Source organism: Pseudomonadota bacterium, from assembly GCA_039815145.1.
GTDB lineage: Bacteria > Pseudomonadota > Gammaproteobacteria > Steroidobacterales > JBCBZW01 > JBCBZW01.
This window is the reverse complement of sequence record JBCBZW010000005.1, coordinates 32,872-59,357: the sequence shown is the minus strand read 5'-3', so window position 1 is coordinate 59,357 and position 26,486 is coordinate 32,872. Positions and strand designations below refer to the sequence as shown.

At 66.9% G+C, this 26,486-nt stretch carries 21 protein-coding genes; 6 read left to right on the top strand and 15 right to left on the bottom strand.

Features of this window, described 5'->3' with window-relative positions:
• The first annotated feature begins 71 nt into the window (after positions 1-71).
• The gene (locus AAF184_02940; protein ID MEO0421264.1) at positions 72-2,048 is read left to right on the top strand and encodes a mechanosensitive ion channel family protein; all 1,977 of its coding nucleotides are present in this window, start codon (positions 72-74) and stop codon (positions 2,046-2,048) included.
• Positions 2,049-2,111: 63 nt separating this feature from the next.
• Here AAF184_02940 and AAF184_02935 read toward each other — a convergent pair whose 3' ends face one another.
• Entirely contained in the window at positions 2,112-3,767 is a 1,656-nt protein-coding gene (locus tag AAF184_02935; protein ID MEO0421263.1) for a S8 family peptidase, read from the bottom strand.
• Between the two features lie 192 nt (positions 3,768-3,959).
• Between AAF184_02935 and AAF184_02930 the strand changes: the two genes are divergently transcribed.
• The 3 genes from AAF184_02930 to AAF184_02920 all read left to right on the top strand — a co-directional run bounded on the left by AAF184_02930 (position 3,960) and on the right by AAF184_02920 (position 6,228).
• The gene (locus tag AAF184_02930) at positions 3,960-5,462 is read left to right on the top strand and encodes a deoxyribodipyrimidine photo-lyase (protein MEO0421262.1); all 1,503 of its coding nucleotides are present in this window, start codon (positions 3,960-3,962) and stop codon (positions 5,460-5,462) included.
• 85 nt (positions 5,463-5,547) lie between these two features.
• Positions 5,548-5,763 carry a hypothetical protein gene (locus AAF184_02925; GenBank protein ID MEO0421261.1) on the top strand — a complete coding sequence of 72 codons (216 nt, stop codon included), beginning with the start codon at positions 5,548-5,550 and terminating at the stop codon, positions 5,761-5,763.
• A gap of 42 nt (positions 5,764-5,805) precedes the next feature.
• Positions 5,806-6,228: a type II toxin-antitoxin system VapC family toxin gene (locus tag AAF184_02920; protein MEO0421260.1), complete on the top strand. Its 423-nt coding sequence runs from the start codon at positions 5,806-5,808 to the stop codon at positions 6,226-6,228.
• An 83-nt stretch (positions 6,229-6,311) separates the two neighbouring features.
• Here the strand turns inward: AAF184_02920 and AAF184_02915 are convergent, their stop codons facing one another.
• The 5 genes from AAF184_02915 to purT all read right to left on the bottom strand — a co-directional run bounded on the left by AAF184_02915 (position 6,312) and on the right by purT (position 13,449).
• Entirely contained in the window at positions 6,312-7,259 is a 948-nt protein-coding gene (locus tag AAF184_02915) for a universal stress protein (protein MEO0421259.1), read from the bottom strand.
• A gap of 110 nt (positions 7,260-7,369) precedes the next feature.
• Positions 7,370-10,018, bottom strand: a complete 2,649-nt coding sequence (locus AAF184_02910) for an EAL domain-containing protein (GenBank protein ID MEO0421258.1) — start codon at positions 10,016-10,018, stop codon at positions 7,370-7,372.
• Between the two features lie 325 nt (positions 10,019-10,343).
• Complete coding sequence (locus tag AAF184_02905; protein ID MEO0421257.1) at positions 10,344-10,952, bottom strand: TetR/AcrR family transcriptional regulator; 609 nt, start codon at positions 10,950-10,952, stop codon at positions 10,344-10,346.
• Positions 10,953-11,175: 223 nt separating this feature from the next.
• On the bottom strand, positions 11,176-12,078 hold the full coding sequence (folD, locus tag AAF184_02900) for a bifunctional methylenetetrahydrofolate dehydrogenase/methenyltetrahydrofolate cyclohydrolase FolD (protein MEO0421256.1): 903 nt from the start codon (positions 12,076-12,078) through the stop codon (positions 11,176-11,178).
• Between the two features lie 153 nt (positions 12,079-12,231).
• The gene (gene purT, locus AAF184_02895; GenBank protein ID MEO0421255.1) at positions 12,232-13,449 is read right to left on the bottom strand and encodes a formate-dependent phosphoribosylglycinamide formyltransferase; all 1,218 of its coding nucleotides are present in this window, start codon (positions 13,447-13,449) and stop codon (positions 12,232-12,234) included.
• Positions 13,450-13,691: 242 nt separating this feature from the next.
• Between purT and AAF184_02890 the strand changes: the two genes are divergently transcribed.
• Entirely contained in the window at positions 13,692-15,089 is a 1,398-nt protein-coding gene (locus tag AAF184_02890; protein MEO0421254.1) for a hypothetical protein, read from the top strand.
• A 12-nt stretch (positions 15,090-15,101) separates the two neighbouring features.
• Here AAF184_02890 and AAF184_02885 read toward each other — a convergent pair whose 3' ends face one another.
• Together AAF184_02885 and AAF184_02880 are read right to left on the bottom strand one after the other, a co-directional pair.
• Complete coding sequence (locus AAF184_02885) at positions 15,102-16,841, bottom strand: EAL domain-containing protein (GenBank protein MEO0421253.1); 1,740 nt, start codon at positions 16,839-16,841, stop codon at positions 15,102-15,104.
• A 94-nt stretch (positions 16,842-16,935) separates the two neighbouring features.
• Entirely contained in the window at positions 16,936-17,856 is a 921-nt protein-coding gene (locus tag AAF184_02880; protein ID MEO0421252.1) for an EAL domain-containing protein, read from the bottom strand.
• 281 nt (positions 17,857-18,137) lie between these two features.
• Between AAF184_02880 and AAF184_02875 the strand changes: the two genes are divergently transcribed.
• Positions 18,138-20,177: an NADPH-dependent 2,4-dienoyl-CoA reductase gene (locus AAF184_02875; protein MEO0421251.1), complete on the top strand. Its 2,040-nt coding sequence runs from the start codon at positions 18,138-18,140 to the stop codon at positions 20,175-20,177.
• A 12-nt stretch (positions 20,178-20,189) separates the two neighbouring features.
• Here AAF184_02875 and hisIE read toward each other — a convergent pair whose 3' ends face one another.
• Genes hisIE through hisD form a run of 7 tightly spaced genes read right to left on the bottom strand, consistent with a single transcriptional unit; the run spans position 20,190 to position 26,486 of the window.
• On the bottom strand, positions 20,190-20,858 hold the full coding sequence (hisIE, locus tag AAF184_02870) for a bifunctional phosphoribosyl-AMP cyclohydrolase/phosphoribosyl-ATP diphosphatase HisIE (GenBank protein ID MEO0421250.1): 669 nt from the start codon (positions 20,856-20,858) through the stop codon (positions 20,190-20,192).
• Positions 20,855-21,652, bottom strand: coding sequence for an imidazole glycerol phosphate synthase subunit HisF (gene hisF, locus AAF184_02865; protein ID MEO0421249.1), 798 nt, complete (start codon positions 21,650-21,652; stop codon positions 20,855-20,857). The genes hisIE and hisF overlap by 4 nt, the downstream gene beginning before the upstream one ends.
• Positions 21,649-22,395, bottom strand: coding sequence for a 1-(5-phosphoribosyl)-5-[(5-phosphoribosylamino)methylideneamino] imidazole-4-carboxamide isomerase (locus AAF184_02860; protein ID MEO0421248.1), 747 nt, complete (start codon positions 22,393-22,395; stop codon positions 21,649-21,651). Before AAF184_02860 ends, hisF begins: the two co-directional genes overlap by 4 nt.
• On the bottom strand, positions 22,392-23,024 hold the full coding sequence (gene hisH / locus AAF184_02855; protein ID MEO0421247.1) for an imidazole glycerol phosphate synthase subunit HisH: 633 nt from the start codon (positions 23,022-23,024) through the stop codon (positions 22,392-22,394). The genes AAF184_02860 and hisH overlap by 4 nt, the downstream gene beginning before the upstream one ends.
• Entirely contained in the window at positions 23,021-24,106 is a 1,086-nt protein-coding gene (hisB, locus tag AAF184_02850; GenBank protein MEO0421246.1) for a bifunctional histidinol-phosphatase/imidazoleglycerol-phosphate dehydratase HisB, read from the bottom strand. Before hisB ends, hisH begins: the two co-directional genes overlap by 4 nt.
• Positions 24,103-25,176: a histidinol-phosphate transaminase gene (hisC, locus tag AAF184_02845; protein ID MEO0421245.1), complete on the bottom strand. Its 1,074-nt coding sequence runs from the start codon at positions 25,174-25,176 to the stop codon at positions 24,103-24,105. Before hisC ends, hisB begins: the two co-directional genes overlap by 4 nt.
• Positions 25,173-26,486, bottom strand: a complete 1,314-nt coding sequence (hisD, locus tag AAF184_02840; GenBank protein ID MEO0421244.1) for a histidinol dehydrogenase — start codon at positions 26,484-26,486, stop codon at positions 25,173-25,175. The genes hisC and hisD overlap by 4 nt, the downstream gene beginning before the upstream one ends.

The following is a 26,486-nucleotide window of genomic DNA, read 5'->3' as shown; positions in this document are numbered from 1 at the left end:
AGATGCCGCAGCGGCAGGGCCGCCGTTCGGGCGTCAACATCCTAAAACCTCAACACCGGGTATCGCTCACCATGCATCACCCCACCGCCGGATTCCGTCTCCCTTTCGGCGACGCCGCGCTCCGTCCTTCCTGGACCCATCCCCACCGCGCGAACGCTCAGACCATCGCGCTGCTCGCCTCGATCTACTGCCTGGTGGGCGTGCTGCTCAGCGCGCCAGCGCTCGCCCAGGAGGCGGAGGACGAGGCGCCGCAGTACACGGCCCTGACCGTGCCGCTGCCGGCGGAGGGTGAGTCCATTCGGGACTTCCGGGTAGTGGTCGGCGGTGCCGAGGCTGCTGGCTTCGCCAGCCAATCCCGCGCGGAGCTGGAGTTGGCCGTGACGCCGATGCCGCTGGCCGAGATCGATGCCAGGTCCGATGCGGCGATCGCCTACCTAACGGGCGTCTCAACGGCCCTCGGCGATGTGCTGATTCGCTACCAGCGCGAGCAGGCGCGCGACCTGAACGCACCCAATCTGAATGAGTTGCGCCAACGCGCTGAGCTCATTTCCGCGTTCAAAAAGGACCTCATCGCTCGCACCAACATTCTCCTGGAGGCGGCCGAGGTCAAGGGCGCCGATAAGACCGAGGCGCATCGATACGTCGATGTGGTCGCTGACTTCCGGGTGCCGGATGCGGTGAACGGTAGCGAGCCGAGCGCCGACCAGCTGGCGCGTGACGCGGTGCGCCGGGTGCGTGAGGAGCCGCCGGTGCACGATCGTCCCGAACCGTGGACCGCGTCCATCGACGAGTTGAAGCTCGAGCTGCAGCCGCTGCAGCGAGATCAGATCGAAGAGCGCGTGGCCAAGTGGCTGAACATCTTGCAGCGGGAGGTGCGCGAGCGCATCCGCATGGACCTTGCTCTCAACAAGACCCAAGACTCGGCGCAGCAGGAGTCCTTGGCGAAGATGGTGAACGATCAGCAGGAGGTGATCACCGCCACCGTCGAGCGCCTGCAAACTGTGCTGGCCGTGTTGGCCAAGCGTGGCGGTGATGTGACCGAAGCCCAGCGCTACATCACCAACGCTACGGGCCAGCGCGTGGACTTCACCAACCCGTCGGTCTTCTACGCTCAGGCCAAAGCCTGGCTGCTCAGCCCGGGCGGCGGCTTGAAGCTCGGGATGAATGTGCTGAAGTTCCTGGGGATCCTGGTCGTGTTCTGGTTTATCTCCGGGGTCGTGGGCGCGGTGATCGCAGCGGCGTTGGGTCGACTTCCGCGCGCGTCCAACCTGCTGCACAAATTCCTCGTCGGCGGTAGTCGGCGGGTGGTCATGGCCATCGGCGTGCTGATGGCGATCTCCTCCGTGGGCATCAGCATCACGCCTCTGGCAGCCGCCATCGGTGCTGCCGGCTTGGTCATCGGTCTCGCCCTGCAAGGCACGCTCAGCAACTTCGCCAGCGGCATCCTGATCCTCATCTACCGCCCCTTCGATGTGGGTGATGTGATCAACGCGGGCGGTGTGTTCGGCAAGGTGGACGCGATGACCCTCGTGTCCACGCGCATCCTCACCTTCGACAACCAGGTGAACATGGTGCCGAATAATTCCATTTGGAACGGCGTGATCACCAATGCCACCGCCCTGGATACGCGCCGCGTCGACATGAAGTTCGGTATTGGCTATGGCGATGACATGGACCATGCCCAGCGCATCATCGAGGAGGTGGTCTCGGAGCATCCGATGGTGCTGAAGGACCCCGCACCGACTATCAAGATGAGTGAACTCGCTGACAGCTCGGTGAACTTCATCGTTCGCCCATGGGCCAAGACCAGCCAGTACTGGGACGTATTCTGGGACGTGACCAAGCGGGTGAAGGAGCGCTTCGATGCGGAGGGCATCAATATCCCGTTCCCGCAGCGCGATCTGCACTTGGCGGGTCCCATCGAGGTGGTGATGGGGGACGCCGGTCGCCCGTCCACGCCGCCGCCGGCAGCACCTTCGCCCACGCCCACAGGCCCTGTCCACGACGACAGCTCGCCCTCCACGGCCGAGCCTGGACCCGCGGACTAGCCCAAGGGCGCGCAGCCCTCGGCACGGATTGGGGTGGGGCGCCCGTCCGTGCCGAACGGTGATTTACTCATCGGACACCCAGCGCGTCAGGTGGGCCTTGGCGCCCATCGGCACCGGCTTGCTGGCGAACTCGTCGTACCAGGGCAGGGACTGGCTCCAGGTATACCCCATGCTCCAGGTGTAGCCCCGGCTCCAGGTGTACCCCTGACTCCAGGTGTAGCCTTGGCTCCACGTGTAGCCGCGGCTCCAGACGTACCCCTGGCTCCAGGTGTAGCCGAGAGGCCCTGGCGGCGACTGATCCCAACCGTAACCGGGCTCGCGGATGGCGCTGCCATCCTCCGGGGCGACCACGTAGAAATGACCGTCCTCGCGCTGATTGGCGGGGCCGCCGAAATGGCGGGTGCCAGCCAGGTCGGCCTCGACATCGAGGCGCTGGTTGGCGCAACCATCGCGGCGGGACCGGATTGCAGCGAACGCATCGATTAGGCCTGCTCCCTGTTGGAAGATGCTGTAGGCGGGAGTGCCAGCCTCGGAGATTGCGGCACGCGCCGAACTCATGAGTCGGCACTTCACATCATCCGGCGTCAGCTCCGGGCGCGCGTCCAGCATCAAAGCTACGACGCCGCTCACCACCGCGGCGGCTTGCGAAGTGCCCGACATCTGAAAGGTGTCGCTGCCCTCGCGGAACTGCTCGGGGTGCGTGTGCGGCAGCTGAGCGTCCCGCCCTAGCCACGCTGCCATGTGACCGCCCGGTGCGACCACCTCCGGTTTGACGAAGCCCTCGTAGGTGGGCCCGGCGGAGGAGAAGCTGGCGAGCCGATCGTCCCCTCCATCATGTGGGGTGTAGCTATCACTCATGGCGCCGACGGTGATCACGTAGGGCACGTTCGCCGGCACGCCGATGGTCATCGCGTCGGGACCCAGGTTGCCGGCCGCGGCCACCACCACGATGCCGTCGCGCCACGCGCGCATCACGGCGCGGTTGATCGGGTCGTTCCAGTACCAGGACAAGGGCGGCGCGGTGAAGGAGAGGTTCAGCACCCGGATGTCGTACTCCTCGCGGTGGGCGAGCACCCAATCGAGGGCGCGAACCACGTCGAAGTAGGTGGCGCTGCCGGTCTCATCGAAGGCGCGCAGGGAGAGCAGCTTGGCACGCGGGGCCACCCCCGTTGACGCAGGGTCGTCGCCGTCGATACCGGCCATCGCGATTTCGATCAGGTGAGATCCATGGCCGTGCGGATCGCCCTCGCTTCCGTCGTTGACGAAATCAACTTGCTTGAGAACACGGTCCGGCATGCGCTTCTCGTGCGCTTGGCCGATGCCCGTGTCGATCATCGCAATCGTGATATCGCCGAAGATGCCTGCCCGGTGCGCAGCGAGGGCGCCCGACACCCACGTATGAGCGGCTACCGCTGTCGCGCCAGCGCCTTGGGGAGGTGCCGAGGTGGAGAGTTCGCCATCGGCGGGAAACAACGCGAGGCCTGCGGCGCGCAGGGTCGCCTGTTGTTGCCGCGTCAACCTTGCCGCCACCGTGTCCAGCGCAGAAGGGGTGAACACGCGTTCGCCACCACAGGCGTCGATGGCCGATACTACCTCGGCCGTGGCGCGCGTGCCGATCGGGCTGACGAACCACAGGGAACCGTCCTGGGAGGCGCCGAGCGCGGTCGTTGCGATCGCAAGGCCAAGCGAGAAGAAGGTAGTCAGGCCTAAGCGCCTCATGCATCGAGCCATCCGTCGCCCCGGTCAGGTCATTGAAACAGGGGATCGAGTGTAGGAAGAAGGTGAGCCTGTGGCTGTTACTCGGGCCACTACGTGACACGCCCTCGGTGTGATCGGTCCTGCAATAACCGCCGGTCAACTCGTAGGCCGGCTCGGCGAATCTAACTGCCGCGGGCGCGCGAAGCGCTGGGGATGGAACGTGACGATGCAATTCCCCAGGTGGTCTGGTTCAAACGTGATCTGAGGATTCACGATCACCGCCCGCTGGCCGATTCGGTGCGTGCGGGCGGCCCGGTACTGCCCCTCTACGTCCGCGAGCCCGCCCAATGGCGTCAACCTGATCGTTCCCCACGCCATATCGCCGTCACGGCCCAAGCCCTAGTCGACCTGGATGCACAGCTGCGCAAGCTCGGTGCGCGCTTGGTGGTGTTTCCCGGCGAGACTCTGGCAGCGCTCGAGCGCCTGCGTGAGCACTACGGCGTGTTCGCCCTGTGGGCGCATGAGGAGACGGGCAACGGCTGGACCTTTCAGCGCGACCTGGACGTCATCGATTGGTGCCGTGAGCACGGCATCCGCTTTCGGGAGCACGCGCAGTTCGGGGTCACTCGGGCCCTCAAGCAGCGCGATGGCTGGGCAGGGCGCTGGAATCGGCAGATGGCCGAGCCGCTGACGGCGCCGCCACGTCGTCTGCAACCGGCCCCAGTGCCGAGTGGGTTCGGCGGCGTGGAGCTCTTCACCGAGGGAGCGGACCCATTGCCCGAGCCGATGCAGACGGTGGGCCGAGCGTCCGCGGTGGGAGACCTCGAGACCTTCCTTCGCCATCGGGCCGAGGGCTACCGCAAGCACATGTCGAGCCCGCTCACGGCCGAGGACGGCGGCTCGCGCCTCAGCGTTCACCTGAGCCTCGGCACGCTCGCGATGCGCGAGGCGTGGCAAGCGACCTCCCATCGGCGGCGCCAACTGCTGGCGCGGCCGCCCGAGACCCGTGGCGCCCTCGCCGATGATCTGAAGGCCTTCGAAGGTCGCCTGCACTGGCACTGCCACTTCATTCAGAAGCTCGAAAGCTCGCCGGCCATCGAGTTTCGCAACATGGCGGCCAGCGCCGACGGCCTGCGCGAGGAAGAGGCGCCGCACGAGGTGCGCCTCGAGGCCTGGTGCGAGGGGCAGACCGGCTACCCCTACATCGACGCTTGTATGCGCTACCTGAACCACACCGGGTGGCTCAACTTTCGCGCTCGGGCGATGCTCATGTCCTTCGCTGCCTACGATCTGTGGTTGCACTGGCGCGAACCAGCCCTGCACCTGGCTCGGATGTTCCTGGACTACGAGCCCGGCATCCACTACTCCCAGGTGCAGATGCAATCGGGGACGACGGGAATCAACACCCTGCGTATCTACAACCCCGTGAAGCAGGGGCAGGACCACGACCCCGAGGGCACGTTCATCGGCCGCTGGGTGCCTGAACTCGCCGCGCTCCCAGGCCCGATCCGCCACACCCCCTGGAGCGCATCCCCGATCGAACTGGCCACCACCGGCCTGGTGCTCGGCCGCGACTACCCGCAGCGGATCGTCGATCATGCCGAGGCGGCGCGGGCCGCCCAAAGCGCGATCCGGGCCCGTCGCCGTCAGCCGGAGGCGCGCGCTGAGGCTTCGGGTATCCACCGGCGCCACGGGAGCCGCAAGCGGCGAAACTAGGGGGATGAGGGAGATGCCTGAATGGGGATTTGCGGTCCATGTGGTAGCATTTGCCTAATTCCCCGAATGTATTCGGATTTTTGCCTTGCCCCAACTCCACTTCTACGTGCCGGAAGACATTGCCGACGCCGTACGCCGGCGCGCACAGGCTCGCAACATGCCGCTTTCGCGCTATCTGGCCGAGATCGTGCGCCGTGAGGTGGCGGGCTGGCCGGAGGAGTTCGCGGGTACCCTCGGCGCCTGGCAAGGGGATGAGCCGCCGTTACCCGGGGGTGGGAGTTCGAAGCGGGATCGTAAGTGACGTCAGTGGCTCGGATCTCGCGACGACGCTCCTAGGCAGCGCATGTATCTCCTCGACCTGCGGATCTGCACTCAGTTGCTGAAGCACCCCACCGGGGCGGCCCGCCGGCGCCTGCTCTCCTGCAAACCCGAGGACATCCGCCTGTGCAGCATCGTGCAGGGTGAGTTGCTCTACGCCGCCCGCCGGGCGCGCAGCAGTGCCCTGGCCGAGGAAAACCTGCAGCTCCTGGCCACCTTCTTCGCGCCGCTCGAGTCGCTTGAGTACTGCGAGGCGTCAGCCGCCGAGTACGGCTTGATGCGGGCCGAAGTGGAGCGTCGCGGCTTGAGCCTGAACCCGGTGGAGGTCATGACCTGCGCGATCGCGCGGGTGAACGATGCCGCCCTCGTCACCTACGACGCCACCCAGACCTTCCAGCGGGTGCCCGGCGTGCGCTTCGAGGACTGGCGCCAGTACGAGGACGGCTAGTGCCCTGCCCGACTTCTTCAACGCACTAGTCGGACAGGGCACTAGGCCGGCACGCCGGCCGACCTAGCCGTCGATCTGCAGGCTCAGTGCAAGTCTACGGGGCACTGGAAGTCAGCAGGTTTCACCACCAGCAGGTCGGCGCTCAGCTCGCCGAACACCCGTTCCGCCGTGCTGCCGAGGAACAAGCGCTTCAGGGCGCCGCGGGCGATAGCGCCCATCACCACCAGATCGATCGAGTGGTCTTCGATGCGGGCGATCAGCGAGTCCGCCGGTGGGCCCACTTCCAGCACGACTTCGTCCGCCGTGCACTCGCGGTTGGCGAGGAGCGCGTCCAGTGCCTCGCGGTGAGCGTTTTCGATAGCTGCTGCGTCTTGCTCGATCGGCAGATCCAGGGGAATGCCCCCTGCTTCCACCGGGATACGATTGATCGCCGGCTGGAAGGCGTGGAAGACGCTGAGCTCGCCCTTGATGGCATCGCGCAGGAGCTTCGCGTGATCGACGATGCGATGGTCGAGGGCGGCGGGCTTGTCACGTTCGTGCATCGGATCCACGGCCGCCAGAATCCGCGGCGGGTTGTGCCAGCGCCCACTCTTGAGCATGAGCAAGGCCTTCGGGCATTCGCGGACGAGGTGCCAATCGGTGTTGGTGAACATCGATTTGCCCCAGCGCGGGTGATGGTGAATGTCCTTGATGACCAGATCTGCATCCAGCTTCATGGCCTGGCGCAGGATGCCGTCGTGCCAGGGATGGTCCCACTCGAGGTGGGCTTGCACCTGAGCGATGCCATCGGTGTCGAGCTTGCTGATGCAGTCGGCGAGCCATTCGCGCCAGGTCTGCATGAAGGTCTCGCGTGCCTCGGCCATGGCAGCGGACTTACCGTGAAGCTGGTTATTGTATTGAACGAGGCCGAAGTGCAACTCAGCCCCCATCTCCCGCGCCAGGGTAATGCCTGTATTCATGGCGGGTTGGGCCTTGTTGGTCGGGGCGGAGTACGGGTCGAGTACCACGAGTATGCGATTGATCGCTTCCATGGGCGGTTCCTCCTGCTGATTCCCACCCAGTATCTGGGACGCGCGAGGGGGCAGCAATCGTGGAATGCCGTATTGAACTCGCCCTGGCGAGCTGTCTACACGGTGTTTGCCTAGCTGGCCTGCACCTGGGGCTGATCGGTCAGCAGCTCCGCGATGGCCGCGCCCCTGACGGGGTGGGAGATGAGGAAGCCCTGGATCGTGTCGCAGCCGTGGGCCGCGAGCCATTCGCGCTGGGCCTCGGTCTCCACCCCTTCGCCCACCACCTCCAGTCCGAGCTGTTGGCCTAGGGAGATGATGGCGCTGACGATCGCCTGATCGCCCGTCTGCGTGGGCAGGCCGTCGACGAAGGAGCGGTCGACCTTTAGGGCGTCCAAGGGCAGGCGCCGCAGGTTTTGCAGGCTCGAGTAGCCGGTGCCGAAGTCGTCGACGGCAACTCGCAGCCCACGGGCCCGCAGGTCGGCGAGATCGGAGATCGCACTATCGCTGATGCTCATCAGCGCGTGCTCGGTCAGATCCAGCTCGAGCCGTTGAAGCAGTCCCTTCGGCTCGCTCACGTAGGAGAGTACCTCGCAGAACTTTCCGCGGTTGAACTGGATAACGCTGGTGTTGACCGTGACGCGCGGTACGTCCACCCCTGTGGTGGCCCACTCATCGAGCTGGCGAAGCACCTCGGCGAGCACCCACTCACCGTCGATGATCAGGCCAGAACTCTCTGCGACCGGCAGAAAGTCGACAGGAGCCATCTGCGTCTTGCCCTCGCGCTCCCAGCGGATGAGCGCCTCCACGCCCACGCATCGACCGCTCGACAGGGCGATCTTCGGTTGATAGGCGAGGGAGAACTCGTTGGCGCGTAGGGCCACCCGTAGGCGGCCTTCGAGCGTCAGGCGGCGCAGGGCGCGTTCGCCGAGTTCTTCCGAGAAGAACTCGAATCGATTTCGGCCCAGCGACTTCGCGTGATACATCGCCGTGTCGGCGCAGCGCAGGAGCGTCTCGACGTCCTGTCCGTCGCGCGGGTAGAGAGCGATGCCGATGCTCGGCGTGACTCGCATGTCGTGACCGTCCACCACGATGGGGCGGTTGAGCACGTTGACGATGCGTGCGGCAACACCTGCTGCGTCCTGGCCTTCGGGGAGTTGGGTGAGCAGGACGACGAACTCGTCACCGCCCATGCGGGCCACTTCGTCCAGTCGGTCGCCCTCGTCAGCGCACGCCTGCGGGGCGCTCGTCGAGCTATGGCCGATGGCATCGCTCTCGCGCACCACCGCTGCCAGGCGATCGGCCACCTGGCGTAGCAGCAGGTCACCGAAGGTGTGGCCGAGCGTGTCGTTGATGCGCTTGAATTCGTCCAGATCGATGAACAGCACGGCCAGGCTGCTCTCGTTGACCGTGGCCCGGTCGAGGGCGCGACCTAGCTGCTCGCGGAAGTGTCGGCGGTTGGGGAGGCCCGTCACGTCGTCGTAGTAGGCGAGACGTCGGATCTCCTGCTCCTGGGCGCGTCGGGCGCTGACGTCCTGCAGGGTGCCGCGCAGACGCACGGCTGCACCGCCCGTACGCACAGGCACGATGTGTTGGGCCAGCCAGACATCGCCCGTGGCCAGCTGGAACTCGCACTCCATCGCCGTGCTGCGCTCCGCCACGGCGCGCAGGGTGCGGGCGCAACGCTCGCGGTCGTTCGGATGGATGCGACGCAGGAGATCCTGCTGGGTGAAACGCTCGTCCTGGCGCTGGCCCAGGCGCAGTAGCTGGCGTGCCTGGGTGGACAGGCGCAGCTCGCCGCTGGCCGGATCCAGGGCCCATTCCCCCACCCGAGCTACCCGTTGCATCATCAACAGTCGGTCGCGATATTGGTGGAGTTCGGCCAACTGCGCCTGCGCGACTCGCAGCCGTTGAATGCGCAGGGCGAGGGCGTCCCAGGCGTATGGGGCCAGGGCGAAGTCCGCTGCACCGGCGGCCATGGCAGCGTGGGCCGTGGCCAGGTCGCCCGCGAGGGCGATCCAGGGAGTACTGGTGAGCTCCTTGGCGGCGTCGGCGGGGATCGCCTGCACGAGCGCATGGTCGCCTAGCAGCACGTCGACCGACCCCTCGCGCAAGCGATGCTCGAGTTCTTCGCGCACCATCACGCACTGCAGATCGAGCGCTTGATCGCCGAGCTGGTTGGCGAGGGCCGTCGACGCATCGTTCCAGGCGGAGGCATCCACGTGAGCGAGCACCACCCGCAAGGGGCGACGGGGTTCATCGGCGGAGGTATCAGCGACCACGGGCGAGGGCGCCGAGGGCGCCATCACCACCGCGTCGCGTCCGCCAGGGCGTGCCTCGACGGTTGGGGGCGGTGTCAGGTGCGCGAGGCAACGGTGCAGTGCGTCCACGCGCAGGGGCTTTCGCAGCTGCGCATCAGCCGCCTGCTTGAGTTGTTCCGCCTGGGGCCGGCAGTGTGCCGTGCCGCACATGGCGACCACGTAGACCGGACGTCCGAGGGCCGCGCTCACCTGACGGATCGCGGCGACGCTGCTGGCGCCCGCGATGTCGGGCACGAGGCTATCGATGAGCACGGCGTGGAAGTGGCGATAGCGCGCGTATTCGAGCGCCAGGCGCATGTCGCCAGCGATGGTGGTTGAGCAGCCGAGCTTGCCTAGCAGCCGCTCGATCACCTGCTGCTGAGGGCGCAGATCCTCCACCACCAGCACCTTGAGCGAATCGAGGGAGGCTGACGGTGGGCGTTGGATCGAGCCCGGTCCTTGGGGAGGCGGTGAGAGCTTCACGGGATCCTCGTTGCGGCGGCTGCCACGCCGCGCGGCCGGAGGGTCTGGTACCGGGCGGTTGGCGTCATGTCTATTTTTGGGTCGGCAGTTCTCCTGTGAGCTTTAGCTCGGGTGCGTCATAAGCCCGGCGGTTCAGGTCGACGCGAGGCGAATCCCGGCCTGGGCGAGCGCGTAGAGCCCGACGAGCAGCAGCGCGATGGAGAACAGCTTGTCAAAGCGACGCAGGGAGGTTTTGGGTGTCATCGTCTTCTCGCTTGCATACCGACGGGTCGGTCTGTTTCGGGAGTCCAGTTACAAGGTGACAGGGACAGTTACGGGTAGCTGGCTAGTGTTGGATGCGCTGGGCGCGAAGGTGCACCAGCAGCGCGGTGATCGCTTGGCGAAACAGCGACTCGTCCATCGCGTTCTTCACCAGGCCGACGGCTCCCTGGGTGGTGGCCACGATCAACGTGGCCAGGCCTTTAGCGTCCGTCGACGGATCCATGGTGCCAAGGGTCTGGGCCCGCTCGAAGGCGTTCTCTAAAGCCTGCTGCCAGTGCCTGTAGATGGCGCTGACTCGCTCTCGAAAACCTTCATCGAGTGGCGACATTTCCTGCGCCAAGTTATTGATTGGGCAGCCGTGACGCATTTGCTCCGCGCACGCTGACTCGCACTGCTCGGCAAGCTGATCGATGACTGCGCCAAGGGGGTCGGGGGTCTGGCTCACGTCGTCCCAGCAGCGGGCGTGGCGTTCCGCAAGGTACTCATCGAGCACCGCGTAGCCGAGCGCCTGCTTGCTCGGAAAGTGGTGGTAGAGCGCCCCCTTGGAGATGCTGAGGCGCTTTAAGATGTTGGCCGTGGAGGCCGCTTGGTAGCCCACGCGGTACATCTCTTGCGCTGCGCCCTCGAGGATGCGCTCGCGAGTGTGCTCAGCTTGTTGGGGGCGGTCGCTCATGGTGACTTCCTTCAGGATGGGCGAAAGTCTACAGACCGACCGGTCGGTTTGCAAGCCTGGGCCGAGTGTCGTGGTGCGTAAGTTCGTCGAAGCAGTCGCACGGGGCTTTTTGTTCCTAGGCGCGGCGCGACGACGAGCGTGGCAGGCCCCACGGGAGGAGGAGCAACGTGCCTAGGGGCCAAAAGTACCCGCGAATGCTTCGACGAACTTGCGGGACACGACACTAGGCAGTCAGGTGGGCGGGCGGTTCCAATCCGTTCGCCAGGCAGGTCGCCGTGACGGTATTGGCGAGCAAGCACGCGATGGTCATCGGTCCCACGCCGCCAGGCACCGGCGTGATGGCGCCTGCCACCTGCGCCGCGGCAGCGTAGTCGACGTCACCGACGAGCTTGGTCTTGCCCTCGCCGCGTTCCGGTGCGGGCACGCGGTTGATACCGACATCGATTACCGTCGCGCCGGGCTTCACCCATTCGCCCTGTACCATCTCGGGGCGGCCCACGGCGGCGACCAGAATATCCGCCGAACGACAAACGTCGGCGATGTCACGGGTGCGCGAATGGGCGACGGTCACCGTGGCGTTGGCGCTTAGCAGCAGCTGCGCCATCGGCTTGCCCACGATATTCGACCGACCGACGATCACCGCGTTGGCACCAGACATGTCCCCTAGATGATCACGCAACATCAACAGGCAGCCGAGGGGCGTGCAGGGCACGAGGGATTGCATGCCGGTGGACAAGCGACCCACGTTCACCACGTGAAAGCCGTCGACGTCTTTGGCCGGGTCGATGGCGTTGAGCACGTCATCGGAGTTGATGTGATCGGGCAGGGGGAGCTGCACCAGAATGCCGTTGACCTGCGGATCGTTGTTGAGCTGATGCACGAGGGCGAGGAGCTCGTCGGCGGACACGCTGGCATCGAGGCGGTGTTCGATGGAGTGCATGCCCACCTCTACCGTCTGCTTGGCCTTGTTGGCCACGTACACCTGGCTCGCGGGATTCTCGCCGACGAGCACGACGGCCAACCCGGGTTGCAGCTGGTGCTGCTCCGAAAGCTTGCGCACTTCCGTCGCCACCTCACCGCGAATTTTGGCGGCGAATGCCTTGCCGTCGATGACCGTTGCGCTCATGCGTTTCCCCTCAGATGTCGTCGGTAGAGTTGTTGTGTCGTCAGGTCTAGCTCAAGCGCACAGAGTCTAACGACTCGCGGCCGCTGGCTGCGGCCGCGGTGGCTCAGGATCCCTTAGCAGGCCATAAGCAGCCGTGGCGTTACCGGACTTCGGTCACTCCAGCACGATGCGGATAGAATCTGCCGCCGCCTGCGCCCGCAGGCGCGATTCCGCGAGCGTGTCCGAGGCGGCGAGCACCACCCCCATGCGCCGTCGTCCGTGCACCTGGGGCTTGCCGAACAGGCGCAGGTGTACGTCGCACATGGCGAGGGCGTCTTCCAGACCTTCGAAGCGTGGTGCGTTCGAGTCGCCCTCGGCGAGCAAGGCGTAGGAGGCGCCCGGCCCCAGCTGGCGGATCACCGGAATCGGCAGACCTAAGATCGCTCGGGCGTGGAGGGCGAACTGGGAGAGATCTTGGGTCATCAACGTGACCAGGCCCGTGTCGTGGGGACGGGGGGAGACTTCGCTGAAGATCACCTCATCGCCCTGCAGGAAGAATTCGACCCCGAAGACGCCGAAGCCCGCGTCCGTACGATCCTCGCACAGGGCGGCGGTGATCTTGCCGGCCATCTCCTGGGCTCGCTCCAGGGCAGCTTTGCTCACCGAATGCGGTTGCCAGGATTCGCGGTAGTCACCGTCTTCCTGGCGGTGGCCGATCGGCGCGCAGTAGCTCGTGCGTACCTGGCCGTCGCGGCCTCGATGGCGCACCGTGAGCAGGGTGATCTCCGACTCGAAGCTCACCTGCCCCTCGACGATCACCCGCCCGCCGCCAGCGCGCCCGGCGGTTTGCGCATGCTCCCAGGCGTGCGCCACCTCCGATACGTTTCGCACCATGGACTGCCCCTTTCCCGAGGAGCTCATCACCGGCTTGATGAAGGCGGGCAAGCCGAGTGCCTCGACGGCCTCGGCACAGGCCTCGGCGCTGTCTGCGAAGCGGTAGGGCGAGGTGGGCAAGCGCAGCTCTTCGGCCGCGAGGCGCCGGATGCGTTCGCGGTTCATGGTGATGTGTGCGGCGCCGGCCACGGGCACCACGCGGTGGCCGCGGGCTTCGAGCGCCAACAAGGTGTCGGTGGCGATGGCCTCGATCTCCGGCACGATCAGGGCCGGGTGTTCCTGCTCGATCACGCGCTGGAGCGCCTCACCGTCGAGCATGTCGATCACGTGGCTACGGTGGGCCACCTGCATGGCGGGCGCGTTCTCGTAGCGATCCACACCGATCACTTCCACACCCAGCCGTTGCAGCTCGATGGCGACTTCCTTCCCGAGTTCGCCGCAACCGAGCAGGATCACACGCCGGGCGGAGTCGGTGAGGGGCGCGCCGAGGGACATCATCGTGAGGAGCCTCTTTTCGAATTGAACCGCGGGCGGGGTGCCCGCGTCGTGTGAGCTGCGTCACACCTTCGCTGTGGGGCGTTGCCCATAATCGGGTCGAGTATCGCTCCTAAGCCTCTGGCTGCGCCACCTCACGAGACGCCGCCAGAATCTGTGCGCGGTGCCCATCTCGCGGGGCGAACGGGTAGCCTAGCAGCGTCGAAGGCCTGCGCCGCAAGGGCCCTCCAGCTATCGGTGATCGATTGACTGAACCAACAGACCGCCTCCGTATCGTCTCCCCACCGGAAGACGATGGCACGATCGACCTCAGCGGCTCCTGGCGTCGCGATATCGGGGCGAGCGGGGCGGCCGGCGGTGGCGCGAGTGGCCCGGTCCCCCGGCGCGCAGCACAAGCGCCGAGCCTTCAGGTCTCGCCAGCGATGCACCACGCCCTGCTCACCGGGGCGATGCCTTCACCCGCCCTGCTGAGTGCGCTCGCGCATCCGCGCGCCGCGATCCAGGCCTCCTTGCTCACCGATGCCCTGCCCATCGGGCCGATTCGCCAAGCCTTGCGCGAGGCGTACTCGGCGGCGCGTGAGACGGATGACTCGCAAGGCGTCGTAGCCGCGCTGGAGGCTGCCGCCACGGTGGACGCCCGGCGCAGCGCGTTGGTCGAACGGCTGCTCGGCGACTTCTTCACCAACTACCCGGATCTTGAGCAGCGCATCGTTGCCATCGTGGAGGGCGGTGCCACGCGTGGCGACCCCGAGTACCGCGGGATCTTCGGCGACATCGACTTCACGGTGTTCACGGATAGCGCCTCGCCGCGCGAGCTGGCGCGGGTCAGCGAAGCCCTGGCGACGAGCTTCGCCTGGACGGGCTACCCCTTGAGCGCCAGCGGCTGCAACCGAACCCTCGATCTGCACGTGTTCGTTCAGCCCGCCAGCCGTCAGGGCGATGAGGACAAGCGGATCCTGCCCGCTGGCAGCCCCGTGCCCATCGGCACGCACAACCCGAGTCGCTTCGTCTGCGACGCCGGCCTGCGCTGGATCGTCAACCAGATGTACTACAGCGGCCGCCCCCTGCGCGGACTCGTCGAGCGCGCCTGTCATCCGCGGTCGATCCCACCGGAATCAGCGGTGACCTTCGCCAGCGACGTCACCTGCCACATGGGCTCCGCCCTGATGCGCGTGGCGCACGAGGAGCAGACCGGGGCGCGCCATGGCGACGGCGATAGGCTACGCGAGCGCCGCGTGCTGTCGGCGGCCCTCGAGGAGGCCAAGCACGTGTTGCGCCTGGTCGACGCCTGGCTCATCGCAACGCCCATGGGCAACGCCCTCTACCACGATCGCTTCGCCGGGCCTCGCCACGCCACCCGAGGCACCAGCTATCACGAGCGCATCGTGCGCGATGCCTTGCAGGTGATGCATGCGGGCAAGGGCGGGGGCGCGCTTCGCGAGGACGATCGCCAATTGCTGCTCGACCTCGTCGAGCTGAAGATGCGCAAGCAACACCTCACGCCATGGGACTACCTGGGCTACAGCGGCGCGGCGAACGACCGCGCCCGGGATCTCGCGTTGCAGATGCTCGATCTGGTACGACGCATCGGCGATGAGCTCGATCTGCTCAACCAGGGACGCTCACCGCAGGCCACGCGTTAGGACGAAGCCGGGCTAGTGGCGCAAGACGCTGCTGCCCACCAGTGCCATGCTGTCGGGGCTCGGTGTCTGGAGGGGGTCGCCGAGCGCCGCGATGGGGTTGCGCCGTTCCATCTGAGCAGCCGTCATGGGCATTCCGAAGCGGTAGCCTTGCATCTGATCGCAGCGATTCTCGACCGCGAACTCGTGCTGGGCGCGCGTCTGCACGCCCTGTGCTACCACCTTGACCCGCATGCTACGGCCAAGGCCGATGATCGCTCGCACGATCGAGCACGTGTAGGCATTGTCCAGGCCGCTCAGGTACATCCGATCGATCTTCAGACAGTCGATGGGTAGGTGGCGCAGGTAGGTCAGGGAGGTCATGGTCGTGCCCATGTCGTCGATGCAGATGCGAACGCCCATGGCTCTCAGGCTCTCGATCACCGCTTGCGTTCGGGTGGGATCGGCGATGAGCGCCCGTTCGCTGAGCTCGATCTCCAGGAGATCGGCAGGGCACTTGCTGGCGGTGAGGCATTCACCCACCAGGTGCTCGAGGGAGCCGGCGTTGATGCTGTCGCTGCCGATGTTGATCGCGATCGGGCAGTCGATGATGCCCGCCTCGTTCCAGCGTGCAGCCGCTTCGCAGGCTGTAGCGATGACGAATCGATCGAGCCTCGGCCCGAGGTTTCGACGGCGCACCATTCCTAAGAATTTTCCTGGGTGCTGGAGGCCGAGGCGCGGATGGCGCCAACGGACGAGAGCTTCGAAGCGTTTGACCCTCAGGGAGCCCGTCTCGACGATAGGCTGATAACGAAGTTGCAAGGCGCCGTTGCTGAGGCTTTCCTCAAACTCGCGCTGTAGCGCCGCCTCCGGTGAGGGCGGGCCGTTACCGCGAAACACCGAGTAGCTGTTACCGCCTTGGGATTTCGCCCGGTACATGGCCTGGTCCGAGTGGCGCAGCAGCGCCTCCGGGCTCGTGCCGTGATCGGGGTAGATGCTGACGCCGGTGCTGAGGCCAAAGTTGATGCGATCATCGCCGACGATCACGGGTCTGTCGGCGACGGTGCTCAGATTCTCCGCGATCACCCGGGCGTCGTCCTCGCGCTGCAGACCCTCCACGATGACGCAGAATTCATCACCGCCGATGCGGGCCACCAGATCATCGCGGCGTAGCTGGCGCGACAGGCGGGCGGCCACCTCGCGCAGGATGGTGTCGCCGATTTGATGGCCGTAGGCATCGTTGATGCCCTTGAAGCGATCGAGGTCCATGAAGAGCAACGCGAAGCGGCCGTTGTTGCGGGCGGCGCGGCCGACGGCCTGCTCGACACGCTCGTTGAAGGTGGCGCGGTTGGCCAGGCCCGTCAGCTCATCCAGGCTGGCCATGTTGTGCAGGCGCCGGGTGGTCCGCTTGCGTTCCATCGCGTGATGGATGGCGCGTCGCAGGTGTTCGGGGGGCTCACGGTGCTTGACAAGGAAGTCCTCGGCGCCGGCGCGCACTGCGGACAGGGCGTAGCTCTCATCCTGCTGGCTGCTAACGATAACGATCGGTACTAGAGGGTCGATCGAAACCAGGCTATGAAGTCCGTCAAGTCCGTTTGCGTCGGGAAGTGTCAAGTCCAGCAGGACGACGTCTACCTCGCGGGCTGTGAGGAGATCGCGCGCTTGCTTGAGCGTGCTGGCACGAGATAGCTCAGGCGCGGAGCCTAAAGCTTTCTTCAGGGCTCGGGTCGTCAGTTCTGCGTCGGTGTCGAGATCTTCGACGAGCAGTACTTTCATGACCGGGTGCTCCCAGGGAGTGCGGGAATGACATATTCCCATCTATCGCCGTGGGTCGCAGTCCGCGATCGCGGAACTGTGAGTCAGATCACGTTTATGCGTTGTAAGTGACGGAATTTTGGCGATTTAGCCGCCCAACGTGCTCCTGGAGGTCTTGCGCCGGCATCGGCGCACCGTAGCGATAGCCCTGTAGGTAGTCGCAACCACTCCCCCTTAGGAAGTGTTCCTGGGCGCGTGTTTCGATGCCTTCGGCGGTCACCGTCAGGTCCAAACAGTGGGCAAGGCGGATCATGGAGGTGACGATCGTGCGCGTCTTGTGGTTGTCGAGGTCGACGACGAAGCTACGATCGATCTTCAGGCCGCTGGCTGGCAGGCGGCGCAGGTAATTGAGAGCGGCATACTCCACGCCAAAGTCATCGATGGTCAGGGACATGCCGAGGGCGGAAGCGGCATTCATGGCTCGAATGGCGCTCTCCACATCCCCGATCAGCACGTTCTCGGTGAGTTCCAGGTCGATGAGGTGGGCGGGGCATTGGGCGCCACGGAGGGTGCGCATCAGGGGGCCTAAGGGGTCGGCGGTGCAGAAGTGCATGGCGGACAGGTTCACCGATACGCTGCTGGGCCCGTGGCGTGAGCGTGCCCAGGCGCTTACCTGCCGTGCGGCCAGGCCCAGGGCGATACGGTCGAGGGTCAGGATTTGCCCGGTGCGCTCGGCACTCGCGATGAAGGCCTCGGGACGCAGGATTCCGCGCTCGGCGTGGTTCCAGCGCAGGAGCGCCTCGGTGGCCACTACGGTGAGGTCGGCGGCCTCGACCACGGGTTGGTAGTAGACGATGAACTCGCTCTGGGCGATGCCCCGCGCGATGTCTCGCTCCGCATCACCGTCTGCGGGCACGGGGGCTGCGACGGCCGGGTGGCCCACGGTGGAAGGTGGGCGGACCACGGGGCTGGGGTTGGCGCGGCCGCCGAGGTCCAGGGCTGCACACGGCGAGGCCGTGGATGTAGACTCATTCATACGAGGGCGGCATTCCAGCGTCGTCCCTAGGAGGGTCACCGGGCCGCAATCCCTGCACGCCCGCGGAGTCGCCACCCCCGTGTGGCTATCCGATTCCTTCACCTGTCGTCGAGCCTACACGCTTGCGAAGGAAAGGCAAGGGTGATCCGTGCGTACGGAAGAAGAAAAACGGCGCATAGTTTCAGGTGTCGTGGGTGCCACCTAAGGTGTTTACCCGCGACAGGAAGTTTCACTCGGTCGGGCGCTCGTGCTGCTCGTCAACCACGGATTGTTGAATGAGAATGCATCCCAAGTACCCAAGCCTTTTTCAACCCCTCGATTTCGGCTTCACCACCCTGCGCAATCGCTCGGTGATGGGCTCGATGCACACGGGGCTGGAAGATCGGCGTAAGCACTTTCCTCGCTTAGCGGCGTACTTCGCCGAGCGCGCCCAGGGCGGGGCCGGGCTGATGATCACCGGGGGATTTTCTCCTAACGTGGAAGGCTGGCTGGCGCCCTTCGCCTCCACCTTGTCGTCCTCGTCTCAGGCCCGTTGGCACCGGCCGATCACCGATGCTGTGCACGAGCACGGCGGACACATCGCCCTGCAGATCCTGCACGCGGGGCGCTACGGCTATCACCCCTTGTGCGTCTCGGCCTCGGCCGTGAAGTCGCCCATCTCTCCGTTCCGACCGCGAGCGCTTTCGAGCCGCGGCGTGAGTCGCCAAATCGATGCCTTCGCCCGCTGCGCGAGCGTTGCACGCGAGGCGGGCTACGACGGGGTGGAGATCATGGGCTCCGAGGGGTATTTCATCAATCAGTTCCTGGTCTCACGCACCAATCGGCGCGACGATGAGTGGGGTGGCAGCCTCGCCAACCGCATGCGCCTACCGATTTCGATCGTCGAGCGTGTACGCGAGGCAGTCGGGCCAGACTTCCTGATCGTCTACCGACTGTCGATGTTGGATCTGATCGAAGACGGCCAGGACTGGGAGGAGATCATCACCCTCGCCAAGGGCATCGAAGCCGCCGGCGCCAACATCATCAACACGGGGATCGGCTGGCACGAGGCGCGCATTCCGACGATCGCCACGATGGTGCCGCGCGGGGCGTTCAGCTGGGTCACGGCGAAGCTGAAGGCTTCCGTAGCCCTGCCCCTGTGCACGACCAACCGAATCAATGACCCCACGGTGGCGGAGCGCATCCTGGCCGACGGCGAAGCCGATCTCATCTCCATGGCGCGGCCCTTCCTCGCCGATCCTGAGATCATGGCCAAGGCGGAGCAGGGGCGTGGGCAAGAGATCAACACCTGCATCGCCTGCAACCAGGCGTGCCTGGATCACACCTTCTCCAAACGCCTCGCCTCCTGCCTGGTCAATCCGCGCGCCTGCCACGAGACGGAGCTGCAGATCACCCCAGCGCCGAGCGGCGAACGGTTCGCGGTAGTCGGGGCCGGGCCGGCGGGGCTCGCCTGTGCCTGCACCCTCGCCGAACGAGGTCATCAGGTGGATCTCTTCGAGGCGGCGGATCAGATCGGCGGCCAGTTCAACATGGCACGCAAGGTGCCCGGCAAGGAGGAGTTCAACGAGACCTTGCGCTACTTCCGCTCGCGCCTCCAGATCACGGGCGTCAACGTGCACCTGAACACGCGCGCCAGTGCCGAGCAGCTTGCCCAGGGCGGCTACAAGGCGGTGGTTCTCGCCACGGGCGTCTCGCCGCGAGTGCCGGAGATCCCCGGCCTCGACCATCCCAAGGTGCTCTCCTACGTGGATGTGCTGGCCGGTGGTGCCAGCGTCGGGGAGCGTGTAGCGGTGATCGGCGCCGGGGGCATCGGCGTCGACACCACGATCTTCCTCTCCCACGAGCCTGGCACGGTGGCGCCGAGCGTGGACACGCAGACCTTCCTGCGCGAGTGGGGCGTGACGGATCCGGCCGAGGCGCGCGGGGGGCTGGCACCCGAGGGGCCGCAACCGGACCCATCGCCGAGGCAGATCTTCATCCTGCAGCGGCGCCTCTCCAAACCGGGCACGGGCCTCGGCAAGACCACCGGGTGGATCCACCGCCAGGAGTTGCGGCTCAAGGGCGTCAAGCCGGTGAGCGGCGTGGAGTACTTAGGAGTCGACGACCAGGGCCTGACGATCCGCCGCGGCGAAGAGGCGCCGGAGGTGCTGGCCGTCGACAACGTCGTCATCTGCGCCGGCCAGGTGCCTCGCCGTGACCTTGCAGATCCATTGACCGAAGCGGGGGTGACCGTGCACCTGATCGGTGGCGCCGACGTGGCCGCCGAGCTCGATGCGAAGCGGGCGATCGACCAGGGTACCCGCCTGGCGGCCAGCCTTTAGGGCGCTGTCGGCCTAGCGGCGCCGGCGGGCGAGTTCGTCCGTCACGTGGCGCAAGCTCAGGTCGCGGGACTTGAGGGCCACGAGCAGGTGGAAGAGTAGGTCGGCGGCTTCGCCGACGACCGATTCGTCGTCCTCCCCGACCACGGCGAGGGCAACCTCCACGCCTTCCTCGCCGACTTTCTGCGCCACCTTGCCGCGACCGCGGCCGAGGAGCTTGGCAACGTAGCTCCCACCCGTATCGCCATCCCCCTGGGCCTGGGCGCGGCTGTCGATGACCGACTCGAGTTCGCCGAGCACGGCGCCGGGCGAGGCCGCAACCCCCTCGCCATCACCCGCCTTGTCTTCAGCATCGAAGCACGTGGGCGTGAGCAGGTGGCAAACGGGGCCGGCGGGGCGGGCCTGCACCAGCAGGGTGTCGCCGTCGCAGTCCGCTCGAAGCTCGGTGAGCGCCAGGGTGTGGCCGGAGGTCTCGCCCTTGGTCCACAGCTGCTGGCGAGAGCGACTGTAAAAGGTCACCAGGCCCGTGCGTAGCGTCTTCGCCAGGGCCTCACGGTTCATGTAGGCCAGCATCAGTACGCCGCCGTCGTCCGCATCTTGTACCACCGCCGGCAGCAACCCGTCCGCTGCCTTGTCCCAGGCGAGCTGCGCGACGCGCTCCTCGTGACCGCTGGCGATGCTCATACGGGGCGCACCGCGATGTCCGCATGCGTGAGGAACGCCTTCAGGTCCGGGATACGAATCTCCCCGGAATGAAACACGCTGGCCGCCAGTGCCGCATCGACACAGGCCTCCTTGAACACGCTGGCGAAGTGCTCCAGCGTGCCGGCGCCACCGGAGGCGATGAGGGGCACGCGGGTCACCTCCCGCGCCGCCTTGAGGCCATCCAGATCGTAGCCCCGCCGCACGCCATCCTGGTTCATGCAGTTGAGCACGATCTCACCGGCGCCGCGCGCCTGCACCTCGCCGAGCCAGGGGAGCAGTTCGCGGCCGGCGCCGCGGCGCGTGCTGTCGCTGCCGGTGTCTCGATAGACACGCCAGATCCCGGCGTCGTCCGGCTTGGCGTCGATGCCGATGACCACGCACTGGCTGCCGAAGCGCTTCGCCAGGCGATCGATGAGGGCGGGATCGCGCAGGGCTGGGGTGTTGATGGACACCTTGTCCGCGCCCGCGTGGAGAATGCCCTCGGCATCCTCGACGCTGCGTATGCCGCCGGCCACGCAAAAGGGGATATCGAGCAGGCGAGCCACGGCGCTTACCCACTCGCGGTCCACGGATCGACCCTCGGGACTCGCGGTGATGTCGTAGAACACGAGTTCGTCCGCGCCGTCCTGCGCGTAACGAGATGCCAGCGCCGTGATGTCCCCAACCACGCGATGATCCGCGAAGCGCACGCCCTTCACCACCTGCCCGTCGCGCACGTCGAGGCAGGGCACGATGCGGCGGGTGATCGCGCAAGGAATCGGGTCAGGGGTCATGCGCGCAGCCACGGTTGCGCCTCGTCTAGGCTGATGCGCCCGTCCAGGAGCGCCTTGCCGGTGATCGCGGCATCCACCCGCACCGCCTCCAGGGCACGCAGGTCGTCGATGCTGCCGACGCCGCCGGAACTCTGGATGCACAGGCCCGGATAGCGGTCGCGCAGGGCCTCGTAGAGGGCTACGTTGGGGCCGGCGAGGGTGCCGTCGCGGGCGATGTCGGTGCACAGGACGTGGCGCAGACCGGCGCCCGATGCGGTGGCGAGCAACGCCCATAGGTCGATGTCAGCGCGTTGGGTCCAGCCGTGGAGCCAGGGCCAGGGGCGCCCGTCTTCTTCACTGATGCGTACGTCCACGGCCAGGACCACGCTGCCGGGCTCGAAGGTATCGAGCCAGTCGATCAGCAGTCCTGGGGTGGCGATGACGGCGCTGCCCACCACGACGCGGCCCACGCCCATACTCAAGGCCTTGGCGAGGGTATCGGCGTCGCGGATGCCGCCGCCGAGCTGGACCTGCATGTCGGCCTGTGCACGCACCGTCTCCACCAAGCGCGTGATGAGGGCGGCGTTGCGCCGTTTCCCATCGCGGGCGCCGTCGAGATCCACCACGTGCAGCCAGCGTGCACCGGCCTTCGCGTACTCCAAGGCAAGCTCCACCGGATCGGCGGCGTATTCGGTCTGGGCCGCGAAATCCCCCTCGCGCAGGCGCACGCAGCGTCCGTCGATCAGGTCGATGGCGGGGATCATTCGCACAGCAGCTTCTCCGGTGGGGTGGTCAGGAAGTTATGAAGCAGACGGTGGCCCCAGCGCGCGGAGCGCTCGGGGTGGAATTGGGTGGCGAGGAGATTGCGTCGCCCGGCGACGGCCGTGAAGGTCGTGCCGTAGGACGCCGTGGCCAGCGTTTGCGGGCCGGGCGGGGCCGCGTAGCTGTGCACGAAGTAGAAATGGGCCTCGTGCAGATCCAGGCCGTCGAACAGGGCATGCTCGATGCGCGAGGCGATGCGATTCCAGCCCATCTGCGGCACGCTGAGATTGGCGGTGGTGGGGAGGTGCTCGACCACGCCGTCGAGCAGGCCTAGGCCGTCGACCTGGCCCTCGGCGCAGTGCTGGTAGAGCACCTGCAGACCCACGCAGATGCCGAGCAGCGGCTGGCTGAGCGAGGCCACCACCTGGTCCAGGCCCTGCTCGCGCAGGCGCGCCATGACATCGGCCGCGGCGCCGACGCCCGGCAGGATCACGCGCTGTGCCGAGCGGATCGTCTCGTGATCGGTGGTGATCACCGGCGCCACCTGCAGGCGCTCGAGGGCGAAGCGGACGGAGGCGAGGTTCGCGCCGCCGCTGTCGATGACCACAACGTTCTGGGGGGCGTTGCTCACAATACCCCCTTGGTGCTCGGCAGGGCTTGATCCTCCAGGCGCACGGCCTGGCGCAGGGCCCGTCCGAGCCCCTTGAAGGCCGCTTCCACCACGTGGTGATCGTTCTCGCCGGTCACCCGCACGTGGACCGCCGCGCCCAGCGCTTGCGCGAGCGACGCGAAGAAGTGCGGCACCAGCTCCGTCGGCAGTTGGCCGACGTGCTCGCGGCGCAGCTCCAGCTCGCACTCGCAGTGCGCGCGGCCGCTGAGGTCGATGGCGATCTGCGCTTGCGCCTCGTCCATCGGCAGGACGAAGCCGTAGCGGGCGATACCGATCTTGGTGCCTAAGGCTTCCCGTAGGCAGGCGCCTAGGGTGAGGGCTACGTCTTCCAGCGTATGGTGCTCATCGATGTGCAGGTCGCCGTCACAGCGAAGTTTCAGGCCGAAGCCGCCGTGGCGGGCCAGCTGTTCGAGCATGTGATCGAGGAAGCCGATACCCGTGGCAATTGCCGTGAGGTTGGGCGCGTCGAGGTCCACCTCGCAGCGAATGTCCGTCTCGTTGGTGCTGCGCCGATGCTCGGCCGCGCGGCGCTGGCTGGTGAGCTCGGCGGTGATCTCCTCCCAGCTCAGGCCCGGCGCGTCCGGTGCCGTACCCACACGCACGCGCAGGCCCTTCACCCCGAGGCGCTCGGCCAGGGTCAGATCGGTCTCCCGGTCTCCGATGACCGCGCAATGGGCGAGGTCGAGGGCGGTGCCCGCCAGGTACCGGGTGAGCAGGCCGGTGGCTGGCTTGCGGCAGTCGCAGCCGTCACCGGGCAGGTGGGGGCAGATGAAGATCTCATCGAAGCGAATGCCCTGGCTGCTCAGGAGCTCGAGTAGAAATGCGTGCGGTTCGTCGAAGTTTGCCTGCGGAAAGCTCGCCGTACCGAGGCCGTCCTGGTTGCTGACCATCACGAAGCGGTAGCCGGCAGCGCGCAGGTGCAGGAGCGCGGGCACCACCCCGGGGACGAGGCGTAGCTTGTCCAAGCGATCGATCTGCTTGTCGTCGGGTTCTTCGATCAGCGTGCCATCGCGATCGATGAACAACACTCTCAGGCCGCTCATGAGATGCTCTCCAGGATCGCGATGAGACGATCGGTCTGGGCCGGCGTGCCGATGCTGATCCGGATCGCCTCGCCGAGGCCAGGCTTGTCGCGGAAGCTGCGCAGGAGCACGCCGTGCTCGTGGCAGTCCGCCACCACCCGTGCGGCGTCATCCACTTGCACCAGCAGGAAGTTCGCGTCGCTGGGCCACACATTGCGCACGTAGGGCAGCATCTCGAGCACCTTGCGCAGGCGCGCGCGTTGCTCGCCGATCACCTGCAGGCGCTTCGCGGTCTGTGCTAAGGCCTCCTCGCTCAGCCGGTCCAGCACGGCGCCGATCACGGGGGAGGGGGTGGCGTAGGGCGGCGCGAGGGCGGCGAGCAGCGCGATCAAGGCCGGGTCGGCGAGCACGGCGCCACAGCGCACGCCGGCGAGCCCGTGCGCCTTCGAGAGTGTGCGCAGGACGATGAGGTTCGGGTAGGCGTCGAGATCCGCGGCAAAGCCCGCGCCGCCGGTGAATTCCCCGTAGGCCTGATCGACCACCACCGCGGCCTTGCGCCCGACGGCGCGGCACAGGCGAAGTACCGCGTCGCGATCCAGGGAGTTGCCGGTAGGGTTGTTCGGTGAGCAGAGAAAGATCAGCCGCACGGGGTGCGCATCGACCGCATCCGCGATCGCAGTCTCATCCATGCACCAGTCCTGGTCTGCGCGCAGCGGGACTTCCACGCATCGCGCGTTCTGCAGGCGCGCCGCCACCGCGTACATGCCGAAGGTGGGCGGCGTGGTGAGTACCGCATCCTGGCCCGCTGCGCAGAAGGTGCGCACGAGCAGGTCGATGCCGTCGTCGCTGCCGCGGGTAACGAGGAGTTGCTCTGGCCTCACGCCATACACCTCGGCCAGGCGAGCCTCCAGATCGAGGGCGCGCACGGGCGGGTAGCGATTGATCGCGCTCTGCTCGATGGTGAGCGTGTCGTCCCACGGGCTTTCGTTGGCGTGCAGGCGCAAGCGTTCGAAGTCGGGCGCCGCCGCCTGATAGCCCTCGAGCGTGCGCAGGTCGTCACGCACGAGCGCGAGCACGGGTGAGTCGCTCATCCGGTGCTTCCCTCCAGGCGCAGCAGGCGATGGCGTACGGCCCAGCCGTGGGCGTCGAGGCCCTCCATCTCCGTCATGGTGAGTACCGTGGGGGCGAGGGTGCGCAGGCCGTCTGCCGTGAGCTCCTGCACCGTCATGCTCTTGCTGAAGGCATCCACGGACAGACCGCTCCAGGCCCGGGCGTGTCCGTAGGTGGGCAGCACGTGGTTGGTGCCGCTGCAGTAATCGCCCACCGCTTCCGGTGACCAGGCACCGAGGAACACGGAGCCGGCGGCGGTGACGTCGTCGAGCAGGGCGCGCGGCTGCGAGGTCTGGATGATCAGGTGCTCGGGCGCGTAGCGGTTGCTCACGTCAACGGCCTCGGCCAGATCGTCGACCACGATCAGGCGAGCGTGTTCGATGGCCTGGCCGGTGATCTGCGCGCGCGAGAGCGTCTTTAGCTGGGTGAGCACGGCTTCGGCGACGGCATCCGCCAGCGCGGGGCTCGGCGTGACCAGCAGGGCTTGGGAGTCGGGGCCGTGTTCCGCTTGGGACAGCAGATCCGCGGCGACGAACGCCGGGTTAGCCTCAGCATCGGCGATCACCAGCACCTCCGAAGGCCCAGCAGGCATGTCGATAGCGGCGCCTGCGTCGTCCGTGCTCACCAGGCGCTTGGCGGCGGTCACCCAGGCGTTGCCCGGGCCGTACAGCTTGTCCGTGGCGGGGATGGTCTCGGTGCCGTAGGCCATGGCGGCGATCGCCTGCGCCCCGCCCACCTTGAACAGCAGGTCGATACCGCACAGGGCGGCCGCGGCGATGATGGACGGCGCCATACGCCCGTCCGCCTGGGGCGGCGCGCAGAGCACCCGCACGGGGCAGCCAGCGATCGCCGAGGGTACGCCGAGCATGAGGACCGTGGAGGGCAGGGGGGCGCTGCCCGCCGGCACGTAGAGGCCGACCGAGTGAATCGGGCGACGGATCCGCTCACAGTGCACTCCGGGCTGGGTCTCGACCGTCAGTGGCCCACTCGGCACCTGCGCCTGGTGGAAGCGTTGCAGGTTGGCGCGGGCGATGGCGAGGGCCTCGTGCTCGGCGGGGGTGAGGACGGCCAACGCCTCCTCGCGCTCGGCTGCGCTCACCTGCAAGCTCTCCAGCGCGACGCCGTCGAGCTCCTCCGTGAGCGCCAGCAGGGCCGCATCCCCCTCCTCGCGCACGCGATTGACGATCGACTCAACGCGGGCTTGGAATTCGCCGCCGAGGCGCTGCGCTGGACGGCACAGGACCTCCTCGCGCGCTTCCGGCGACAGGTTGGACCAAACGATTTTCTTCAC